Genomic DNA, 19444 nt, shown 5'->3' on the forward strand with positions numbered 1-19444 from the left:
GCGGGTTCAAAATGGGAGTCTTGAACATGAAAAAACTGACCGTCATGCTTGCCACCGTTGCGGGGCTGGCGATTTCCGCCGGGAGCGCGTTGGCCGATTCGACCCTGAAAATGGTCGAAGTCATCACCAGCCCGCCGCGCACTGAGTTCCTGAAGAAGCAGATCGCCGAGTTCGAGGCCGCCAATCCCGGCGTCAAGGTCGAGCTGATCTCGCTGCCCTGGGGTCAGGCCTTCGAAAAGTTCCTGACCATGGTGCAGGCCGGCGATACACCCGACGTGGTCGAGATGCCGGAACGCTGGATGGGCCTCTATGCCAACAACGCCCAGCTCGAGGATCTCGGTCCCTACATGGCCAAGTGGGATGACGCCAAGACGCTGGGCGACCGCGCCAAGCAGTTCGGCTCGACCGTCAACAACACCCAGTTCATGATCCCTTACGGCTACTATGTGAATGCGCTGTTCTGGAACAAGAAGCTGTTCAAGCAAGCCGGTCTCGATGGCCCGCCGGCGACGCTCGACGAATTTATCGCCGATTCCAAGAAGATTTCGGCAATCCCCGGCAAATACGGCTACTGCCTGCGCGGCGGCCCCGGCGCCTTCAACGGCATGCACATGTTCATGAACATTGCCGCCGGCAAGGGCGGCTACTTCAACGAAGACGGCACCTCGACCATCAATGATGAGGGTTCGGTCAAGGGCCTGCAGATGCTGGCCGACATGTACAAGGACGGCCTGGCGCCGAAGGATGCGGTGAGTTGGGGCTTCAACGAGACCGTCACCGGCTTCTATTCCGGCACCTGCGCCATGCTCAACCAGGATCCGGACGCGCTGCTCGGCATCGCCGACAAGATGAGCGCCGACGATTTCGCCGTGGCGCCGCTTCCCGTTGGTCCGAGCGGCAAGTCCTATCCGACGCTGGGCTATGCCGGCTGGGCGATGTTCGCCAATTCCCAGCACAAGGATGATGCCTGGAAGCTGATGGCGACGCTCCTGTCGCCGAAGGACAATCTGGAATGGGCCAAGGAAGTCGGTGTCGTCCCGATCCACAACGGTGCCGACCAGGATCCCCATTTCAAGACCGAGCAGTTCAAGGGCTGGTTCACCGAGCTCAGCGACACCTCCAAATATGAAATGGTGACACCTCCCACACACCTGGAAAACCTCGGCAACTTCGTCGACCAGGTGGCGATCAAGAACTTCCAGGAAGTGCTGCTTGGCCAGAAGACGGCCAAGGAGGCGGCCGACGCATGGGCCACGTTCCTGACCAAGGAGCAGCAGGACTGGCTGGCGAAGAACAAGAAGTAGTTTTTCTTCCCTTCTCCCCGTTCACGGGGAGAAGGTGGCCCGAAAGGGCCGGATGAGGGGCGGCGCCAGCACCCCAAGGCTCGCGCTGCCCCTCATCTGCCTGCCGGCATCTTCTCCCCGTGGACGGGGAGAAGGACGCTCGTTGCTTATCCCGACGCTTTCCTGGAGCCGTTCCACAGCCAATGACCTATGCCGTGTCCGAAATACGATCCGCCGGTAAGCCGCGACGAAAGCGGCTGTCGCACGCCGCCATCGAGCCCTGGCTCTATCTCAGCCCGGCGATCATCCTGCTGGTCGTGGTGCTGTTGGTGCCGCTGGTCATCGGCATCAGCTATTCGTTCCGCAAGTTCTCGGCCTTCAAGTCGGAATATGTCGGGCTTGGCCAGTATCAAGCGATGTTTTCGGACCAGGTTCTTGGGCAGGCGCTGGTCAACACGCTGTGGTGGACGGTCGCCAGCCTGTTCTTCCAGTTCTTCCTCGGCCTTGGCCTGGCCCTGCTGCTCGACAAGCCGTTCTGGGGCCGCAAGGTGGTGCAGGCGCTGGTGTTCCTGCCCTGGGCGGTGCCGTCCTTCCTGTCGGGCCTGACCTGGGCCTGGCTGTTCAACCCGATCGTCGGGCCGCTGCCGCACTGGCTTTTCGCGCTGGGGCTGAAAGCCGAGCCGACCAATGTGCTCTCCGATCCTGCCACGGCGATGTGGGGGCCGATCATTGCCAACGTCTGGTTCGGCATTCCGTTCTTCGCCATCACGCTTCTGGCGGCGCTGAAATCCATTCCATCGGAACTACATGAAGCGGCGGCGATCGACGGCGCTTCGCCCTGGCAGCGCTTCACCAAGGTGACGCTGCCGTTCCTGGCGCCGACCATCGCCATTACGGTGATGCTGCGCACCATCTGGATCGCCACCTTCGCCGACCTGATCTTTGTCATGACCGAGGGCGGACCGGCCGGCTCGACCAACACGGTGCCGGTCTACATCTATGTCAGCGCCTTCAAATCGCTGGACAAGGGCTATGCCTCGGCGGTGGCCGTGCTGCTGCTCGTCCTGCTCATTGCCTATGCGATCGCGCTGATCGCCATCCGCCGCTCACTGGTGAGGCACGTCTGATGATCGCGGGACGTTCTACTTCACAACGGTTCTTCGGCGGCGTCGGCCTCTATGCGGCAATCGCCGCCTATGTGGTCTTCGCCCTGTTCCCGATCTACTGGACGCTGAAGATCTCGGTCACACCGGAGCGGCTGCTCTATTCCGAAGGTATCACCTTCTGGCCGTCACACATGACGTTGCAGAACTTCATCACCGTGCTCGAAGCCACCGATTTCCCACGTTATTTCCTCAACAGCGTCATCGTCTCGGTATCGACCGCCGCATTGGTGACGATCATCGCCACGCTTGCCGGCTACGCCATGTCGCGCTTCACCTTTCGCGGCAAGGCGGCACTGGCTCTGATGCTGCTTTTGACCCAGACTTTTCCGCTGGTGATGGTCATTCCGCCGATCTACCGCGTCATGGGGCAGATCGGCCTGATCAACAGCCTGACCGGGCTGATCATCATCTACACCGCCTTCAACACTGCCTTTGCCACCTTCCTGATGCAATCCTTCTTCGATGGCATTCCGAAGGATCTGGAAGAAGCGGCGATGATCGACGGCTGCACGCGTGCGCAGGCGATGCGCAAGGTGATCGTGCCGCTGACGCTGCCCGGCATGGGGGCGACGCTCGGTTTCGTCTTCACCGCCGCCTGGAGCGAGCTTCTGTTCGCCTTGATGCTGATTTCCAGCGACGACCAGAAGACTTTTGCCGTCGGCCTGCTCACCTTTATCGGCAAATTCGCCGTCGACTGGGGACAGATGATGGCGGCGTCGATCCTGGCGCTGATCCCGGTCTGCATCTTCTTCGCTTTCCTGCAACGCTATCTCGTCACCGGCCTGACCGCCGGCGCCGTCAAAGGATAGATCGATGGCCTCTGTTACGCTCGATAAGGTCCGCAAGGATTATGGCGCCGTCCGCGTCCTGCACGCGGTCGACCTTGAAATCGCCGACGGCGAGTTCGTCGTCCTGGTCGGTCCTTCCGGCTGCGGAAAGTCGACGCTTTTGCGCATGATCGCGGGGCTGGAGGAGGCTTCCGGCGGCGAGATTCGTATCGGCGAACGGCTGGTCAATGACGTCGCACCCAAGGACCGCGACATCGCGATGGTGTTCCAGTCCTATGCGCTCTATCCGCATATGGACGTGTCGAAGAACATGGGCTTCAGCCTGCTGTTGAAGAAGGCTGAGAAGACCACGATTGACGCCAGGGTGGACGGCGCGGCCAAGCGGCTGGGCCTGGACAATTTCCTGCAACGCCTGCCGCGCCAATTGTCCGGCGGTCAACGCCAGCGCGTCGCCATGGGCCGCGCCATCGTGCGCGATCCCAAGGTCTTCCTGTTCGACGAGCCGCTGTCCAACCTCGACGCCAAGCTGCGCGTGCATATGCGGGCCGAGATCAAGGCGCTGCACCAGCAATTGAAGACCACCTCCGTCTACGTCACCCACGACCAGATCGAGGCGATGACCATGGCTGACCGGATCGTCGTCATGCATGACGGACTGATCCAGCAGGTCGGCGCGCCGCTCGATCTCTACGACCGTCCGGCCAACATGTTCGTCGCCGGCTTCATCGGCTCACCAGGCATGAACTTTTTGCCGGCGACTGTTCGCAAGGGTGCCACTTCGGAGGCCGTGCTTGCCGATGGTCAGGCGTTGAAACTGCCGGACGGCCTGCCGCTGCAGGACGGCGACACGATCACCGTCGGTCTACGGCCCGAGCACATCAGGCTGGCCAATAACGGTGCGCTGCAAGGCGAGGTGGGGGTGGTGGAACCGCTCGGCCTGTCGACGCAGTTCTATGTCAAACTGGCCGACCAGCAGCTCTGCGTCTTTGCCATGGGCCGCGCCGGCGTGAAGCCCGGCGATACTGTGCGGCTGTCGGCCGATCCGGCGTCGCTGCATCTGTTCGATCCCAAAAGCGGCGATCGCATCGGCTGAAGGAAATTCAGCCCGTAGCCTTCTGTCTTGCAAACAAAAACGCCGTCCGATGGGCGGAAAATAGCCCTTCTGAATCAATGCGATATCTGTCGCAATCCTTATGATTGCTGCATAGTTTACGCTATGGATATCATCCCCCTGTTCAATCAAAGTCTAACGGCTAGGGAAGCGCACTGGAAAGCACAGTGGGTAACGGTTAATTCAACCATTGCTGGTATCTTCGAAGAGTGAGGTAGCGGCTCCGACAGTGCGGCGGGGGCTGGAGTGCCGGAGCCGCCCACGCAGTCATGATGGGACTTGACCGCGCTGTTCCAAAATAGGACAGCGCGGTCAACGATTCGTTAAAATGCTCCCGAGATAATTCAGCATGTGCTAATTGAATGCCGGTCTTGCGAGTCAGTGCCTGCCTCGCCAGATTTTAGGAAAGAATGAGCAAGCGCGGCGGTGATTTTCTCTATCATTGGATATCGGACCATTTGCCGGACGATCCGATTATCGACCCGGTCCTGATGGTGATCGATATGGCTGTAGACGCAAAATGGGCGGTGGAAGCCCAGGGCATCCCGGGCAGAGAGATCGATGAAGAAATTGGCACGATCTACGAATTCATCATGCAAGGGTTGCGTTGGCCCTTGCCAGTGACAAGGCGAGGAATACAATTCTCCCGTTGCGGCGACCCCTTTCATCGGAGATCGCCATGCTTTTCTAGAGATCGTCGGGGCGCTTCTGGCCTTTAGGTCCGGTGGTATCGGCACGCTTCTCCTGTGCGTTCTTACAGAGATCATCTAATTTGTCGCGGACTCGATCGTTATTAAGCAGTAGCTTGGCGCGCGGAAAACCTTTGCTACGAAGCTCCCGTTCAATCGCTTGCCACCCTTCATAGTCACCCGACAAAGCAAGTTTCCCAGCTTCGCGCCACATACGCACGTCACGCCCTCGGGACACGCCTTTTCCCATGCTTTGCACTGCCTACCCAACCCCTATAAGCCCCAGCACCGGTTGGATCGGCCGCGCACCTCCGAGGCGGGTGCCATGCGGCCCGGCATCCCTGCATCGGCGGGGGTGCGGCAGAGCGCCGGGCCCGGCCGGCGTGGGGCATATGGCGGAGCCCGCCGGCTGGCCTGTATATATGCTGCTACTAATATAATAGGGACTCATCCCTATGATCAGGACTCATCCATATGAACGATGAAAGCAGCAAAAGGCGGAGCACAAACCGGCCACAACCTACGTCGTGAGTGTGTTCGAGAAATCGGATAGGCGCACCGTGATCACGACCAAGGACAAGCAGGCGGCTCTCAATATGGCAAAGGAGATCGGCGACCAGGTTCGGGTCGAGGAGAGGCGCTAGACTGAATCACGACGTTGTGGCGATTGGAGCGGCCTACCAGCGCTGCATCTGTTCGATCCGAAAAGCGGCGATCGCATCGGCTGACGGAATTTCAGCCCGGGCTGAGGGCAGGCTCTGTCTTGCAAACAAAAACGCCGCCCATCGGGCGGCGTTTTTGTTTTCCAAGGGAAACCCAGATTACTTGATCTTGGTTTCCTTGAATTCCACGTGCTTCTTGGCGACCGGGTCGTACTTGCGGAACGACAGCTTGTCGGTCTTGGTACGGCTGTTCTTGCTGGTCACGTAGAAGAAACCGGTGTCGGCGGTCGACAGAAGCTTAATCTTGATGTTTGCGGCTTTGGCCATGATCTCAGTCCGTTATGTTCGTGGGGTTTTGGCCGCTGGAGCACGGGAAAACACCCGGACGCGGGAAACTTGGCGCGACACATAAAGAACGTGCCTGGAAAGTCAAGCCCGGCGAACCCGATGTGGCCCGCGCGGGTTGCCCATTACGCGTAAATCAGGCGTTTTCCGCCGCCGATACCGCAACCTTCTTCCAGTCTCCGGTCGTGTTCCACCAGCGATTCGGATTGGCGCGGTCGTCCAGTCCCTTGGAGCGGCTGGCGAGGATCGGCTGGATGCGGATCACTGGCTCCTGATAGGAATGGGCCTGGAAAATCGCCTCGACGACGCGGCTGGCCAGCGCCTGGTCATCGGGCAATTCGAATGAAACCTCGACGGTACCCGGGCGGCGGCGCAATTCGGTTTCGGCGCCGGCCGCGGCCCCTTCAAGTGGCCTGTAGCGCTCGATGCCGTGTGCCGACTGATAGGCGTTGCGGTCATATTTGCCCATGGCCAGCGGGGCGATCGCAACCACCGCATCCATGATGCGGTCGACATCCGCGGCCGGGGCCTGGAAGGTCACGAGCAGCAGGAGCGTCATGCGCAGGGATGTGGTTTCAAAGCCGCTGTCGATCATGGGAGTGTCCTCAACTTCCGATGTTTTGGGACACTCTTTTAACCCAGCGCTCCTGACACGCTTCTGTCAGCAGCGGACGCTGCGTCAAAGGGTCAAAGAAGAATCTTGCGGACGAGCCTGATGCCGACCAGCGCCATATAGGCGGCGAAGAACAGGCCGAGCGACCAGCCGAAACCGGACGGACCGAACGCATCCATGCCGATGCCGATCGCCTGCGGGCCAAGCACCATGCCGACGCCGTAGCAGAGCACGAAAGCGGCGTTGGCGGATGCCAGTTCATGGCCGGAAAGCTGCGAGCCGAGATGGGCAAGGCCGATCGTGTACATGGCAGCGACCACGCCACCCCAGACGAACAGAAGGGCGGCCATCAAGTGCCAGTTCTGGGCGAAGAAGGGCATGAACACCGTGCCGGCGAGGCCGACGGTGGCGCAGGCAAGCAGCAGATAGCGGCGATCGCTGACGCGGTCGCTGATCATGCCGATCGGGATTTGCAGCAGCACGTTGCCGAGACCGATCATAGTCAGCAGCAAGGCCGCGTCGGCTTCGGAATAGCCGATGCGATTGCCGTAAATGGGGAACAGCGCGAAGCCGCCGGTTTCGACCGCACCGAAGACCAGCACGGCAGCGGTCGCCGAAGGCACCAGCCAGATGTAGCGCAGGAAATTGCTGGTTTCGCCGTCGGAGGCGATGCTCGGGCTCTCGTTGCGTGCCGCTAGCACCGGTATCGCGGCCAGCGTCACCAGGCCGATGATGACACCGAACGGCCTGAAGCCGGAGCTGCCGAGATGGGCGAACAGCCACGGCCCCGCGGCAAAACCGAGCGACAGGACGGTGGCGTAGATGCCAAGGACAAGGCCGCGCCGGTGCGGCGGCGCGGAGGTGCTGATCCAGAATTCCGACAGGATGAACAGCACCGTCAGCGCGATATGCAGCACGATGCGCAGCGGGAACCACATCCAGAAGTCGGGCGCGAAATGGAAGCCGACGAAGGCGAGCGCGCCGGCGGCGATCATGGCGACCATGGTCCAGGCGACGCCAAAGCGCATGGCGAGCGGTGTCGCCAGCGGCGCGCCGGCGATCGAAGCCAGGCCGGCGACAGCCGTGTTGAGGCCGATCATCGAAGCCGAGTGGCCACGCGTTTCCAGGATGACGCTGAGCAAGGGCATGCCGAGGCCGATGGCGATGCCGACGACGCTGATCGACGAGATCGCCGCCACCATCGGCAGCCAGTGTACGCGTTCGTCGCCCTGTGGTTGGGTATCGACCGTCATGGGATGCTGAATACTCTGTCTCTTTGATCTTAGGCAATTCAGGGCGGAAAACCGCGTCACACTTTCCTGGAATTGCTCTACAGAAGTTCGCGGGTGAAGCGGTTGCGGACAAGCCGGTAGAAGGGAACGGGACCGCCCGGACGCAGCAGCGGATCATGGGCAAGGCGCTTTTCCAGCTCGTCCAGGATCATTCGGGTGATGTCGGGTATGTCGGCTTCCCTGGCCTTGGCAAGTGGCAGCCAGACCAGTTCCTCGAGTTCGTTGGTCGGTCCGCCATCAGGCAGTTCGACGGCGACATCGCTGCGCCAGGCGCTGAAGAAACGCGTGTCGAAGCGGCGTACCCGGTTGGGTGGGGTGATGGCGCGCGCGATGAAACGCAGCGTCTCGAGCGAAGGGCTCACGCCGTGTTCGACAAAACCTTGCCAGTCACGCTTGTCGGTGGCAAAGGCGGCCTTCTGGCCGATCAGCAGACCGGCTTCCTCATAGGTCTCGCGGATTGCGGACAAGGCGACAGCGCGGGCTCGCGCCGAACTTGTGCGGCCGGGACCTGCGAGCAGCTTTGCTTCCTCGTCGCGATGCAATGCGGTGGCTGTCGCGATGCGGCTGTCGGCCGGATCGGTGCGGCCGCCGGGGAACACGAATTTTCCAGGCATGAAGGCGTGGCCGGCGTGACGGCGGCCCATCAGCACCAGCACCTCGTCGCCCTTGCGGTCGAGAAGAATCAAGGTCGCGGCGTCACGCGGACGCAGGGACCGGCCGCTATGCGCGGCAAGACCCTTGTCGAGCTTGTCGACGGCCGCCTTGGTCATTGCTTCCATGCGCTGGACCTAGCGGAAACTTCTTGCAAACGAAAGTGGCCTTCCACGGTCGGTATGTTGCGCCAGCGGCGCTTCAGGCGCCGTGGTGGGACTCCGTCCCATCCTTTTCGCCACCGAATCCGTGCATATAGAACGCCCATTGCAGTCCGATGACGGCGCCTTTGACAGGCTGCAGCAGCGCAACCGACAAAACGATGGTCAGCGGCACCCAAATGGCGATGTGCTGCCAGGTGGAGAGCGTCGAGGTCGCCTCGACACCCATGAAGGCGCCGAGAACGATGTGGCCGACGATGACGATGACCAGATAGGCCGGCAGGTCGTCGGCGCGATGATGGTGGATTTCCTCGCCGCAGACGCTGCAGGTTTCGACGGTCTTGGTGAAGCCGCGAAACAGCTTGCCTTCACCGCAATTCGGGCAGCGGCTCAAGAGGCCGCGCTTCATGGCCGTCCACAGTGGGCGGGCAACTCGGCCCGAGTGATGTTCGCCGCCGAAAACCTGTTCCTGTATCCCTAATTCTTTTGGCATCATCGTCTCCTGCCGCGCGAACCCGGTCGCGATTGCGACGCACGGGCGCGGCCCTTAGCCTTGTGAAACGACTTGCTGGAGCCTGGCAGGGGCTTCGGGTCGGTCAACATCTCGAAGCGCATCGCGCCGGCCATCGGTGCCACCTCGACGAGCCGGACCTCGACGCGGTCTGCGAGCTGGTAGCCTTTGCCCGAGCGTTCTCCGAACAGGGAGCGAGCCGTTTCGTCGTATATATAGTAATCGCCGCCCAGAGTTGACACCGGGATGAAGCCATCGGCGCCATATTGCGGCAATTGGACAAATAGTCCTGATTTGGTGACGCCGGAGATGCGGGCGTCGAAGCGGTCGTCGATACGCTCGGCGAGATAGGCCGCGATCAGCCGGTCGACCGTGTCGCGCTCGGCGGCCATGGCGCGCCTTTCCGTGCCGGAGATCAGGACCGCGACGTCTTCGAGCCGAGTTGCTTCGTCCTGCGTCAGACCTCCCGGACCGAGGCCTAGTGCGGCAATAAGCCCGCGATGCACGATCAGGTCGGCATAGCGGCGGATCGGCGAGGTGAAATGCGCGTAGCGCTTCAGATTGAGGCCGAAATGGCCAATGTTCCCAGGCGAATATTCGGCCTGGCTCTGCGAACGCAGCACCACCTCGTTGACCAGCCCTTCATTGTCGGCGCCGCGCACGCGCTCCAGAATGCCGTTGAACTGGCTGGGCCGCATCTGCGCGCCGCGCGCCAGCGACAGGCCGAGCGTCTGCAGGAATTCGCGCAGCGATTCCTGCTTGGCGAGCGACGGCGCATCGTGGACGCGGTAGACCAGCGCGTGCTTCTTCGCCTCCAGCGTCTCGGCGGCGGCGACATTGGCCTGGATCATGAATTCTTCGATCAGCTTGTGGGCATCGAGCCGTTCCGGCACGATGACGCGATCGACCGTGCCGTCCGGCTTGAGCAGGATCTTGCGCTCCGGCAGGTCGAGTTCCAGCGGCTGGCGGCCGTCGCGGCCGCGCTTGAGGATCGCATAGGCATCCCATAGCGGCTTCAGCACCGTATCGAGGATCGGGCCGGTCTTGTCGTCGGGCACGCCGTCGATGGCCGCCTGCGCCTGCGGATAGGCAAGTTTCGCCGCGGATTTCATCATCACGCGGTGGAAGGAGTGCCGGATCTTGTGGCCATCGGCGGAGAAGGTCATGCGCACGGCGAGCGCCGGCCGATCCTGGCCCTCGCGCAGCGAACAGAGGTCGTTGGAGATGCGTTCAGGCAGCATCGGCACGACACGATCCGGGAAATAGACCGAATTGCCGCGCTTCAGTGCTTCGCGGTCGAGTGCCGTGCCATAGCGCACATAGGCGGCGACATCGGCGATCGCCACGGTGGCGATCACGCCCCCGGGATTTTTCTCGTCGAGGTCAGGGGTGGCGAAGACCGCGTCGTCATGGTCCTTGGCGTCGGCCGGATCGATGGTGACCAGCGGCAGGTCGCGCCAGTCCTCGCGATGATCCATCGTTGCCGGCTTGACCGCTTCGGATTCAGCGATGACATCGGCCGGGAAAATGTGCGGAATGTCGTGGGCGTGGATGGCGATCATCGAGACCGCCTTTTCGCTGGTCAGCGAGCCCAGCACGTTGAGCACCTTGGCGCGCGGCAACCCATAGCGGGAAGCGCGCGCCGGCTCGACCTCGACCAGGTCGCCGTTCTTGGCACCGTTCTGGAATTCCTTGTCGACGATCAGCTCCGGCTGGCGCCGCTCGACTGGCTCGATGCGGAAAGTGCCGTCCTGCAGCACACGGAAGACACCGAGAACGGCATCTGTGCGCTTTTCGAAGATCTTCATCACCCGGCCGGTATAGGCGGGGCCAGACGGGTCATCGGTCGGGAAGGTCTTGGCCAAGACGCGGTCGCCAATGCCTGGCGCTGGTCCGTTGCCGCTGCGTGAGACGCGGATCGAGACCACGGGCGGTTCGCCGGTGCCGACGGACTCCGCCGGATGCGCCAGCAGGATGCCGTCGCCGTCACGGCCGAAAATATCGAGCACGGCGACATGGGGCAGGGCGCCGACGCGGGCCAGCCGCTTGCGCTCCTTGGTGAGCACGCCTTCATCCTGCAGGTCGCGCAGAATGTCCTTCAGCCAGATGCGGTCGTCACCGCGCAGCGCGAACGCCTTGGCGATGTCGCGCTTTCCGGCACGGTCGGGATTTTCGGCGATGTAGCGCAGGATTTCGTCGCGCGAGGGCCTGTAGTCGTCCTTGACCTTGGCCCTGGTATCGGCGGTGCGTGGATCGCCGTGGCTTCGTCCGGTGATCCTGCGCGCCACGCCGTCCTACCCTTTTTTCTTCGCCGCCGGCTTCTTGGCCGCTGTTTTCTTCGCTGCAGGCGCCTTGGCTGCTGCTGCCTTGCGGAACGGCTTCTTACCGCCACCGCCCTTGGCTTCCTTCTCGGCAATCAGCGCCAGCGCGTCCTCGACGGTCACCGATTGCGGGTCCTTGCCCTTGGGCAGGGTGGCATTGACCTTGCCGAAATTCACGTAAGGTCCGTATTTGCCGTCGCGCACGACGATCTTGCCGCCGCCGTCGGGATGGTCGCCGAGTTCCTTGAGCGCGGCAGCAGTGCCGCCATTGCGGCCGCCCTTGCCCTTCGATTGCTTCTCGGCAATCACGGTGACGGCGCGGTTGAGGCCGATCGAGAACACATCCTCGATGCTGTCGAGATTGGCATAGGTGCCGTCATGCAGCACGAACGGGCCGTAGCGGCCGAGCCCAGCCGAGATCATCTTGGCGGTTTCCGGATGCTTGCCGATATCGCGCGGCAGCGCCAGCAGGGCCAGCGCCTTTTCATGGTCGATGGAGTCCGGCGTCCAGCCCTTGGGCAGGCTCGAGCGCTTGGCTTCCTTGCCGTCGCCACGCTGGAGGTAGGGGCCGAAGCGGCCTGAGCGCAGCGTGATTTCCTCCGCCGTGTAGGGATCCTTGCCGAGCACCTTGGTGCCGTCCTCGCCGCCGCCATTCTCGCCATTCGGGTTGGCGGCGTCGCCGAGCTGGCGGGTGAAGGAGCATTCGGGATAGTTCGAGCAACCGACAAAGGCGCCGAACTTGCCGAGCTTCAGCGACAGATTGCCGGTGCCGCATTTCGGGCAGATGCGGGGGTTCGAACCGTCTTCCCTTGTGGGGAACACCAGCGGCGCCAATTCCTCGTTGAGCGCATCGAGCACGTCGGTGACGCGCAGTTCCTTGATGTCGGCGACCGCGCCGGAAAAATCCTTCCAGAAATCGCGCAGCACGTCTTTCCAGGCGAGCTTGCCGTCCGAAATCTCGTCCAGCTTTTCCTCGAGCGATGCGGTGAAGTCGTATTCAACATAGCGCTCGAAGAAGCTTTCCAGGAAGGCCGACAGCAGCCGACCCTTGGCCTGCGGCACCAGCCGGCGCTTGTCGATGGTGACGTAGTCGCGGTCTTCGAGCGTCTTCAGGATTGCGGTGTAGGTCGACGGGCGGCCGATGCCGAGCTCCTCCAGCTTCTTGATCAGCGTCGCCTCGGAATAGCGCGGCGGCGGTTCGGTGGTGTGCTGGGTGGCGTTGATCGCCTGGCGGGCAAGCTGCTCGCCGGCGCGGATTTCGGGCAGACGACGGTTTTCCTCGTCTTCCGCATCGTCTTCCTTCTGGTCGGTATAAGCGGCGATGAAACCGTCGAAGCGAACGACCGAACCGACAGCGCGAAGCTCGGCGGTGCGGGCGCCGTTCACCGCCTCGATCTCGACCGTGGTGCGCTCGATTTCGGCCGGCTGCATCTGGCTGGCGATGGCGCGCTTCCAGATCAGCTCATAGAGCCGCATCTGGTCGGAATCGAGATATTGCCGGACCGATGCCGGAGTACGCATGAAATCCGTCGGGCGGATCGCTTCGTGCGCTTCCTGGGCGTTCTTGGCTTTTGCCGTGTACTGGCGCGGCTTTTCGGGCAGATATTTCGGGCCGAATTCCTTGGCGATGGCGTCGCGGGCAGCGTCGATCGCTTCGGGTGCCATCTGCACGCCGTCGGTTCGCATATAGGTGATCAGGCCGGTGGTTTCGCCACCGATCTCCATGCCTTCATAGAGCCGCTGCGCCACCTGCATGGTGCGCGTGGCGGAGAAGCCAAGGCCCGACGAGGCGGCCTGCTGCAGCGTCGAGGTGGTGAAGGGCGGACCGGGATTGCGCTTGGTCGGCTTGGCTTCGACGGACAGCGCCTTGAAGGTCGCGCCTTCAAGCATTCCCTTGATGTCGTCGGCCTGCGCCTTGTTGGCAATGTCGAGCTTTTGCAGCTTCTTGCGCTCGAAGGCGGTCAGCCGCGCTTCGAATGTATCGTTGCGCGGCGTGCCGAGGAGGGCGGCAATCTGCCAATATTCCTCGCGGATGAAGCGTTCGATCTCGGATTCGCGGTCGCAGACCAGGCGCAGCGCCACCGACTGGACGCGGCCTGCCGAGCGGGCGCCCGGCAGTTTGCGCCACAGCACCGGCGACAGCGTGAAGCCGACGAGATAGTCGAGCGCCCGGCGGGCGAGGTAGGCATCGACCAGCGGCGCATCGATCTGACGCGGATTGGCCATCGCTTCCAGCACCGACGATTTGGTGATGGCGTTGAAGACGACGCGGCTGACCGACTTGTCCTTCAGCACGCGCTTCTGCTTCAGCACTTCCAGCACATGCCATGAAATGGCTTCGCCCTCACGATCCGGGTCGGTGGCGAGGATCAGGCCATCGGCATCCTTGACCGCCTTGGCGATGTCGGCGAGGCGCTTGCCTGACGCGGTGTCGACCGCCCAGGACATGGCGAAATCCTCATCCGGACGCACCGAGCCGTCCTTGGCCGGCAAATCACGGACATGGCCGAACGAGGCCAGAACCTTGTAGTTCCTGCCGAGGTATTTGTTGATTGTCTTCGCCTTGGCCGGCGATTCGACGACGACGACGTCCATGAGGTCTCATATCAGCTGTGATGCGGCAGAAGAATTCCGCTGCGCGCGACGAAATCTCGGTTCTGTATGTCGCTCACATGGCCGCGCTTTTGCATCCGGTCAAGGGGAAGCGCCCAAATTGCAGGGCTCTCCGCAGCAATACACTCTAAGAGTGTATGGAGAAAATCACAGAATTTCAGCTTGAGGTGATGAAGGTGTGGTGTCGGCCGAAACGTCCTGCTTTCGTTTTCGGCCGAGTCGCGAAAAGCCGGCACGTCGGCGCATGCAGGCCATGCCGTGACGGGCTGATTGGTGCTGGCCGCCGGACTTGCTTAGAAAGATGCACGGCGGCCAGCACTTGTCCCGCCAACAAGCGGGAATAGGCATGAAGGCTCAGTCGGCCTTGACGATGTGCCAGACGCCAGCGACGCCATCGCCGTTCACATCGCCGGCTTTCTTGTCCTTGATGAAGGTGTAGACCGGCTTGCCGTCATAGGCCCACATCTTGGTGCCGTCAGTGCGGTCGACAACGCTCCATTCGTCGTCCGCCTTGGCGCCGGCCTCGGCCTTCAGCGGCGGCCAGTTGGTGGCGCACTTGTCGTAGCAGTTGGTCTTGCCCTTCTCGTCCTTGTCATAGGTGTAAAGCGTCATGCCCATGGCGTCGGTGTAGATCTTGGTGCCGTTGACTTCGGCTTCCTTCCACGCCTCGGCGGCGAAGGATGCGGCGGTGCTGAGCAGGAGTGCGGCCAGCCCTATGGTTATGGTTTTCATGGAAATCTCCCTGGCTGATATTTGGAGACGCGCAGGAAATCGCGGCCTCTTTGTATCAACGTCCCATGCAGGTGCTTTCGTCCCCGAAGTCCGCATGCGGCGATGCCTTTCCACACAATGGTGATTGGCAGACATGCTTGACCATCGCTATATCGTCGCCAAACAGTCGGAGCTTGGGAATGGCATTGGACATCGGCTATGTCAGCGCGATCGGGGCGGGGGCGATATCGTTCCTGTCGCCTTGCGTGCTGCCTCTGGTGCCGCCCTATCTCTGCTATATGGCCGGCGTTTCGGTCGATGATTTTCGCGGCAATGCGGGCGTGACGGCCCGCGAAGGTACGCGCGGTGCACTGCTCTATTCCTCTATTGCTTTCGTGCTCGGCTTCTCGACCGTGTTCGTGGCGCTCGGCGCCGGTGCCTCGACCATCGGCCGGCTGCTGCGCGTCTGGCAGGAGCCGCTGGCGATGGCCGCCGGCGTGCTGATCATCCTGATGGGGCTGAATTTCCTCGGCATCCTGCGCATTCCGCTGTTGTCGCGCGAGGCGCGCTTCCAGTCGCAGGGCAAGCCTGCAAGTGCCGTCGCCGCCTATGTCATGGGGCTCGCCTTCGCCTTTGGCTGGACGCCGTGCATCGGCCCGGTGCTGGGGCCGATCCTGACGCTGGCCGGCGGCCGCGAAACCGTGGGCGAGGGCGCGCTTTTGCTCGCCGCCTACTCGCTTGGCCTCGGCATCCCGTTCCTGATCGCGGCGCTGTTCTCAGGCGCCTTCATGCGCTTTCTCGGCAAATTCCGCGTCCATCTCGGCCGCGTCGAAAAGGCCATCGGCGCGCTTCTGGTGGTCGCCGGCGTGTTTTTCCTGACTGGAGGCGTGCAGACAGTGTCTTACTGGCTGCTGGAGAATTTCCCGGTGCTGGGACGGCTGGGGTAGGGCTTACACCCTTTCTTGGCGCAGGATTGAACCGCGGACCCGCTGATTAAGAGTCAGCTGCTCCACCGTCTCACCGGAATTTAACCGCATTGGTGCAGCATGGCGCCGCTGCTAGCATGATTTGATTCCCAACCCTTTTCATATGGTTGTCCTTCCATGAGCCAGAGATCCTGCCTGTCCGTCATTCTCGCCGCCGGTGAAGGCACGCGCATGAAGAGCGCACTGCCGAAGGTGTTGCACCATATCGCCGGGCTGCCGATGGTTGCCCATGTGGTGAAGGCCGCTGAAGCCGCCGGCGCCGGCGACCAGGCGCTGGTGATCGGGCATGGCGCCGATGAGATGCGCAAGGCGGCGGCGAAGTTCGCACCGAAGGCAGAGACCTTCGTACAGGAAAAGCGTCTTGGCACGGCGCATGCCGTTCTGGCTGCTCGCGAAGCGATATCAAAGGGTTATGACGATGTGCTGGTGATGTTCGGCGACACGCCGCTGATCGACGCGGATGCTCTGACGGTGGCGCGGCTGAGGTTGGCGGAAGGTGCCGCCGTAGTGGTCATCGGCTTCCGGACACCCAATCCAACCGGTTACGGCCGGCTGATCGAAAAGGGCGGCAAGCTCGTCGCCATCCGCGAGGAGAAAGACTGCAGCGAGGAAGAGAAGCAGATCACCTTCTGCAATGGCGGGCTGATGGCGGTGGCTGGCGCCCACGCGCTGAAGCTGCTCGATGCGGTCGGCAACAAGAATGCCAAGGGCGAGTATTATCTCACCGACATCGTCGAGATCGCCAGCGGGCGCGGCCTTGATGTGGTTGCGACCGAAGCCAGCTTCGAAAATGCGCTCGGCATTAACAACCGGGCAGAACTGGCGCAGGCCGAAGGTATCTGGCAGCAGCGCCGCCGGCACGAGGCGATGCTTTCGGGTGTGACGCTGATCGCGCCGGAGACCGTGTATTTCTCGCATGACACCGAGATCGGCGCCGACACGCTCGTCGAACCCAATGTCTGGTTCGGCCCAGGGGTGAAGATTGCCACGGGCGCCAAGATCCATGCCTTCAGCCATATCGAAGGCGCAATCATCGCCGCGAACTGCGATGTCGGGCCGTTCGCGCGGCTGCGGCCGGGTGCCGATCTCCGGGACAAAGCAAAAGTCGGCAACTTCTGCGAGGTCAAGCAGGCAGTCATCGAGGAGGGCGCCAAGGTCAACCATCTGACCTATATCGGCGATGCCCGCGTTGGCGCGGGCGCCAATATCGGCGCCGGCACAATCACCTGCAACTATGACGGATACTCGAAGTTCTTCACCGACATCGGCGAGGGCGCCTTTGTCGGCTCGAACTCCTCGCTGGTGGCTCCGGTGTCGATTGGCAAGGGCGGCTACATCGCGTCGGGCAGCGTCATCACCGAAAGTGTGCCGGACGATGCGCTGGCTTTCGGCCGCGCCCGCCAGAAGACGATCCCCGGCAAGGGCAAGGAATTGCGCGAGCGTTTTGCCTCGGCCGCGGCGGCCAAGAAGAAGGCTGCCGGCGCCGACCACTAGTGGTTGATCGGCAGGGTTGCTTCCTTCCCGAAGCAATCGAAAAACCGAACAATTGCGGTAACCGGATTGCAAGAGCGGTCTGGCATGGTGCATGCGTGCGCAAGCGTCCGTTACACCGGACGAAATGCAATGTGACTTTCGCGGCGGGCCGGCCATCCCTAAATAGCGCTGGTTTGGCATGGGGAATCGGGGACTGTCTGCATGTGCGGTATCGTTGGAATCATCGGCCATTCGCAGGTTGCGCCGCTCATCGTCGACGCGCTGAAGCGGCTCGAATATCGCGGCTATGACTCGGCCGGCGTCGCCACCATCGAAAACGGACAGCTCGGCCGTCGCCGCGCCGAAGGCAAGCTGATCAACCTCGAGCGTCGACTCAAGGAGGAGCCGCTCGATGGCACGATCGGCATCGGCCACACGCGCTGGGCGACCCATGGCGTGCCCAACGAGACCAATGCGCACCCGCATTTTTCCGACGGCGTCGCCATCGTCCATAATGGCATCATCGAGAATTTCGCCGAGCTGCGCGACGAGCTGATCCGCGACGGCTACTCTTTCTCGTCGCAGACCGACACCGAGGTCGTGGCGCATCTGGTGGCGCGCGAACTGGCCAAGGGGCTGAAGCCGGTCGAGGCCGCGCACCAGGCACTGAAGCGGCTGGAAGGCGCCTTTGCATTGGCGATCATGTTCAAGGGCGACGAGGACCTGATCGTCGGCGCCCGCAATGGTCCGCCTCTGGCCGTCGGCCATGGTGATGGCGAGATGTTTTTGGGCTCCGACGCCATCGCGCTCGCCCCGTTCACCAATTCGATCACCTATCTCGAAGACGGCGACTGGGCGGTGGTGCGCCGCGACAGCGTCGCCATCTTCGACATCGACGGCAAGAAGGTCGAGCGCAAGCGCCAGCAGTCGCTGTCGACCAGTTTTATGGTCGACAAGGGCAACCGGCGTCATTTCATGGAGAAGGAAATCCATGAACAGCCCGAAGTGATCTCGCACACGCTGGCGCATTATGTGGATTTCGTCTCCGGCGTCTCGAAGCCGCTCGATCTGCCGTTCGACTTTGCCAAGATCGGCCGTCTGGCGATCTCAGCTTGCGGCACTGCGTATCTCGCCGGCCTGATCGGCAAATACTGGTTCGAGCGCTATGCGCGGCTGCCGGTCGACATCGATGTCGCCTCGGAATTCCGCTACCGCGAGATGCCGCTGTCGGCTGATGATGCCGCTTTCTTCATCTCGCAGTCGGGCGAAACCGCCGACACGCTGGCCTCGTTGCGCTACTGCCGCAAGGCCGGCATGAAGATCGGCGCCATCGTCAATGTGCGCGAATCGACCATGGCGCGCGAATCCGACGTGGTGTTGCCGACGCTCGCCGGCCCCGAGATCGGCGTCGCCTCGACCAAGGCCTTTACCTGCCAGCTCTCGGTGTTGGCGTCTCTCGCTGTGCGCGCCGGCGTGGCACGCGGCACGATCTCGAAAGACCAGGAAAAGACCCTGGTGCGCGCGCTTTCGGAAGCGCCGCGCTATGCCAACCAGGTGCTCAAGCTCGAGGAGCAGATCGAACGGATCGCGCGCGAACTGTCGCGCTACAAGGACGTGCTCTATCTCGGCCGTGACACCAATTTCCCGCTGGCCATGGAAGGCGCGCTAAAGCTCAAGGAAATCTCCTATATCCACGCCGAAGGCTATGCGGCCGGCGAACTGAAGCACGGGCCGATCGCGCTGATCGACGAGAACATGCCGGTCATCGTCATTGCCCCGCATGACCGCATCTTTGAGAAAACCGTGTCCAACATGCAGGAAGTGGCGGCGCGTGGCGGCAAGATCATCCTGATTACCGACAGCAAGGGTGCGGCACAGGTGAGCGTGAAGACGATGGAGACGATCATCCTGCCGGATGTGCCGGAAATCATCTCGCCGATCATCTATGCCCTGCCGATCCAGATGCTGGCCTATTTCGCCGCCGTGTTCATGGGCACCGACGTCGACCAGCCGCGCAATCTGGCGAAATCGGTGACGGTGGAGTAGCGCGTCCGCACAACGGCGCTCT

16 protein-coding genes are annotated in these 19444 nt (G+C 62.3%); 8 read left to right on the plus strand and 8 right to left on the minus strand.

Features of this window, described 5'->3' with window-relative positions; translation table 11 throughout:
- Positions 1 to 26: 26 nt before the first annotated feature.
- The 5 genes from AC1D05_RS09225 to AC1D05_RS09245 all read left to right on the plus strand — a co-directional run bounded on the left by AC1D05_RS09225 (position 27) and on the right by AC1D05_RS09245 (position 5067).
- Positions 27 to 1304: an ABC transporter substrate-binding protein gene (locus tag AC1D05_RS09225; RefSeq protein WP_477440234.1), complete on the plus strand. Its 1278-nt coding sequence runs from the start codon at positions 27 to 29 to the stop codon at positions 1302 to 1304.
- Positions 1305 to 1486: 182 nt separating this feature from the next.
- Positions 1487 to 2410, plus strand: coding sequence for a carbohydrate ABC transporter permease (locus tag AC1D05_RS09230; protein WP_475450581.1), 924 nt, complete (start codon positions 1487 to 1489; stop codon positions 2408 to 2410).
- On the plus strand, positions 2410 to 3258 hold the full coding sequence (locus AC1D05_RS09235) for a carbohydrate ABC transporter permease (protein ID WP_477440236.1): 849 nt from the start codon (positions 2410 to 2412) through the stop codon (positions 3256 to 3258). Before AC1D05_RS09230 ends, AC1D05_RS09235 begins: the two co-directional genes overlap by 1 nt.
- 4 nt (positions 3259 to 3262) lie before the next feature.
- Positions 3263 to 4330 (plus strand): ABC transporter ATP-binding protein, encoded by a 1068-nt coding sequence (locus tag AC1D05_RS09240; protein WP_477440238.1) that lies wholly within the window; start codon positions 3263 to 3265, stop codon positions 4328 to 4330.
- Positions 4331 to 4758: 428 nt separating this feature from the next.
- Positions 4759 to 5067 (plus strand): hypothetical protein, encoded by a 309-nt coding sequence (locus tag AC1D05_RS09245; RefSeq protein ID WP_477440240.1) that lies wholly within the window; start codon positions 4759 to 4761, stop codon positions 5065 to 5067.
- 791 nt (positions 5068 to 5858) lie between these two features.
- On the opposite strand, the gene rpmG is transcribed toward AC1D05_RS09245, so the two are convergent.
- The 8 genes from rpmG to AC1D05_RS09285 all read right to left on the minus strand — a co-directional run bounded on the left by rpmG (position 5859) and on the right by AC1D05_RS09285 (position 14938).
- On the minus strand, positions 5859 to 6026 hold the full coding sequence (gene rpmG, locus AC1D05_RS09250; protein WP_006201775.1) for a 50S ribosomal protein L33: 168 nt from the start codon (positions 6024 to 6026) through the stop codon (positions 5859 to 5861).
- 154 nt (positions 6027 to 6180) lie between these two features.
- A complete protein-coding gene (locus AC1D05_RS09255) occupies positions 6181 to 6639 on the minus strand; it encodes a YqfO family protein (RefSeq protein WP_477440242.1) in 459 nt (152 codons plus the stop codon).
- 92 nt (positions 6640 to 6731) lie between these two features.
- Positions 6732 to 7910, minus strand: a complete 1179-nt coding sequence (locus AC1D05_RS09260) for an MFS transporter (protein WP_477440244.1) — start codon at positions 7908 to 7910, stop codon at positions 6732 to 6734.
- A gap of 77 nt (positions 7911 to 7987) precedes the next feature.
- On the minus strand, positions 7988 to 8728 hold the full coding sequence (locus tag AC1D05_RS09265) for an NUDIX hydrolase (protein ID WP_477440246.1): 741 nt from the start codon (positions 8726 to 8728) through the stop codon (positions 7988 to 7990).
- A 73-nt stretch (positions 8729 to 8801) separates the two neighbouring features.
- Complete coding sequence (locus AC1D05_RS09270; protein WP_477440247.1) at positions 8802 to 9254, minus strand: DUF983 domain-containing protein; 453 nt, start codon at positions 9252 to 9254, stop codon at positions 8802 to 8804.
- A complete protein-coding gene (rnr, locus tag AC1D05_RS09275; protein WP_477440249.1) occupies positions 9254 to 11560 on the minus strand; it encodes a ribonuclease R in 2307 nt (768 codons plus the stop codon). Before rnr ends, AC1D05_RS09270 begins: the two co-directional genes overlap by 1 nt.
- A 6-nt stretch (positions 11561 to 11566) precedes the next feature.
- Positions 11567 to 14188, minus strand: coding sequence for a type I DNA topoisomerase (gene topA / locus AC1D05_RS09280; protein WP_477440251.1), 2622 nt, complete (start codon positions 14186 to 14188; stop codon positions 11567 to 11569).
- A gap of 372 nt (positions 14189 to 14560) precedes the next feature.
- Positions 14561 to 14938, minus strand: a complete 378-nt coding sequence (locus tag AC1D05_RS09285) for a COG4315 family predicted lipoprotein (protein WP_477440253.1) — start codon at positions 14936 to 14938, stop codon at positions 14561 to 14563.
- Between the two features lie 179 nt (positions 14939 to 15117).
- On the opposite strand from AC1D05_RS09285, the gene AC1D05_RS09290 reads away from it, so the two are divergent.
- The 3 genes from AC1D05_RS09290 (at position 15118) to glmS (ending at position 19422) form a co-directional block, all read left to right on the plus strand.
- Positions 15118 to 15864 (plus strand): cytochrome c biogenesis CcdA family protein, encoded by a 747-nt coding sequence (locus tag AC1D05_RS09290; protein WP_477440255.1) that lies wholly within the window; start codon positions 15118 to 15120, stop codon positions 15862 to 15864.
- A gap of 156 nt (positions 15865 to 16020) precedes the next feature.
- Positions 16021 to 17397 (plus strand): bifunctional UDP-N-acetylglucosamine diphosphorylase/glucosamine-1-phosphate N-acetyltransferase GlmU, encoded by a 1377-nt coding sequence (gene glmU, locus AC1D05_RS09295; protein ID WP_477440257.1) that lies wholly within the window; start codon positions 16021 to 16023, stop codon positions 17395 to 17397.
- 201 nt (positions 17398 to 17598) lie between these two features.
- Complete coding sequence (gene glmS / locus AC1D05_RS09300; protein ID WP_477440259.1) at positions 17599 to 19422, plus strand: glutamine--fructose-6-phosphate transaminase (isomerizing); 1824 nt, start codon at positions 17599 to 17601, stop codon at positions 19420 to 19422.
- Positions 19423 to 19444: the final 22 nt, after the last annotated feature.

The sequence above is a fragment of the Mesorhizobium sp. P2_E9 genome, from assembly GCF_056403815.1.

Excerpts from the sequence above, each read along its gene's own strand:
- AC1D05_RS09270 (WP_477440247.1), bottom strand. The coding sequence starts at position 9,254 with ATGCCAAAAGAATTAGGGATACAGGAACAGGTTTTCGGCGGCGAACAT.
- AC1D05_RS09265 (WP_477440246.1), bottom strand. The coding sequence starts at position 8,728 with ATGGAAGCAATGACCAAGGCGGCCGTCGACAAGCTCGACAAGGGTCTT.
- AC1D05_RS09285 (WP_477440253.1), bottom strand. The coding sequence starts at position 14,938 with ATGAAAACCATAACCATAGGGCTGGCCGCACTCCTGCTCAGCACCGCC.
- AC1D05_RS09255 (WP_477440242.1), bottom strand. The coding sequence starts at position 6,639 with ATGATCGACAGCGGCTTTGAAACCACATCCCTGCGCATGACGCTCCTG.
- glmU (WP_477440257.1), top strand. The coding sequence starts at position 16,021 with ATGAGCCAGAGATCCTGCCTGTCCGTCATTCTCGCCGCCGGTGAAGGC.
- AC1D05_RS09225 (WP_477440234.1), top strand. The coding sequence starts at position 27 with ATGAAAAAACTGACCGTCATGCTTGCCACCGTTGCGGGGCTGGCGATT.
- AC1D05_RS09290 (WP_477440255.1), top strand. The coding sequence starts at position 15,118 with ATGGCATTGGACATCGGCTATGTCAGCGCGATCGGGGCGGGGGCGATA.
- glmS (WP_477440259.1), top strand. The coding sequence starts at position 17,599 with ATGTGCGGTATCGTTGGAATCATCGGCCATTCGCAGGTTGCGCCGCTC.
- AC1D05_RS09230 (WP_475450581.1), top strand. The coding sequence starts at position 1,487 with ATGACCTATGCCGTGTCCGAAATACGATCCGCCGGTAAGCCGCGACGA.
- AC1D05_RS09240 (WP_477440238.1), top strand. The coding sequence starts at position 3,263 with ATGGCCTCTGTTACGCTCGATAAGGTCCGCAAGGATTATGGCGCCGTC.
- AC1D05_RS09245 (WP_477440240.1), top strand. The coding sequence starts at position 4,759 with ATGAGCAAGCGCGGCGGTGATTTTCTCTATCATTGGATATCGGACCAT.
- topA (WP_477440251.1), bottom strand. The coding sequence starts at position 14,188 with ATGGACGTCGTCGTCGTCGAATCGCCGGCCAAGGCGAAGACAATCAAC.
- rpmG (WP_006201775.1), bottom strand. The coding sequence starts at position 6,026 with ATGGCCAAAGCCGCAAACATCAAGATTAAGCTTCTGTCGACCGCCGAC.
- AC1D05_RS09260 (WP_477440244.1), bottom strand. The coding sequence starts at position 7,910 with ATGACGGTCGATACCCAACCACAGGGCGACGAACGCGTACACTGGCTG.
- AC1D05_RS09235 (WP_477440236.1), top strand. The coding sequence starts at position 2,410 with ATGATCGCGGGACGTTCTACTTCACAACGGTTCTTCGGCGGCGTCGGC.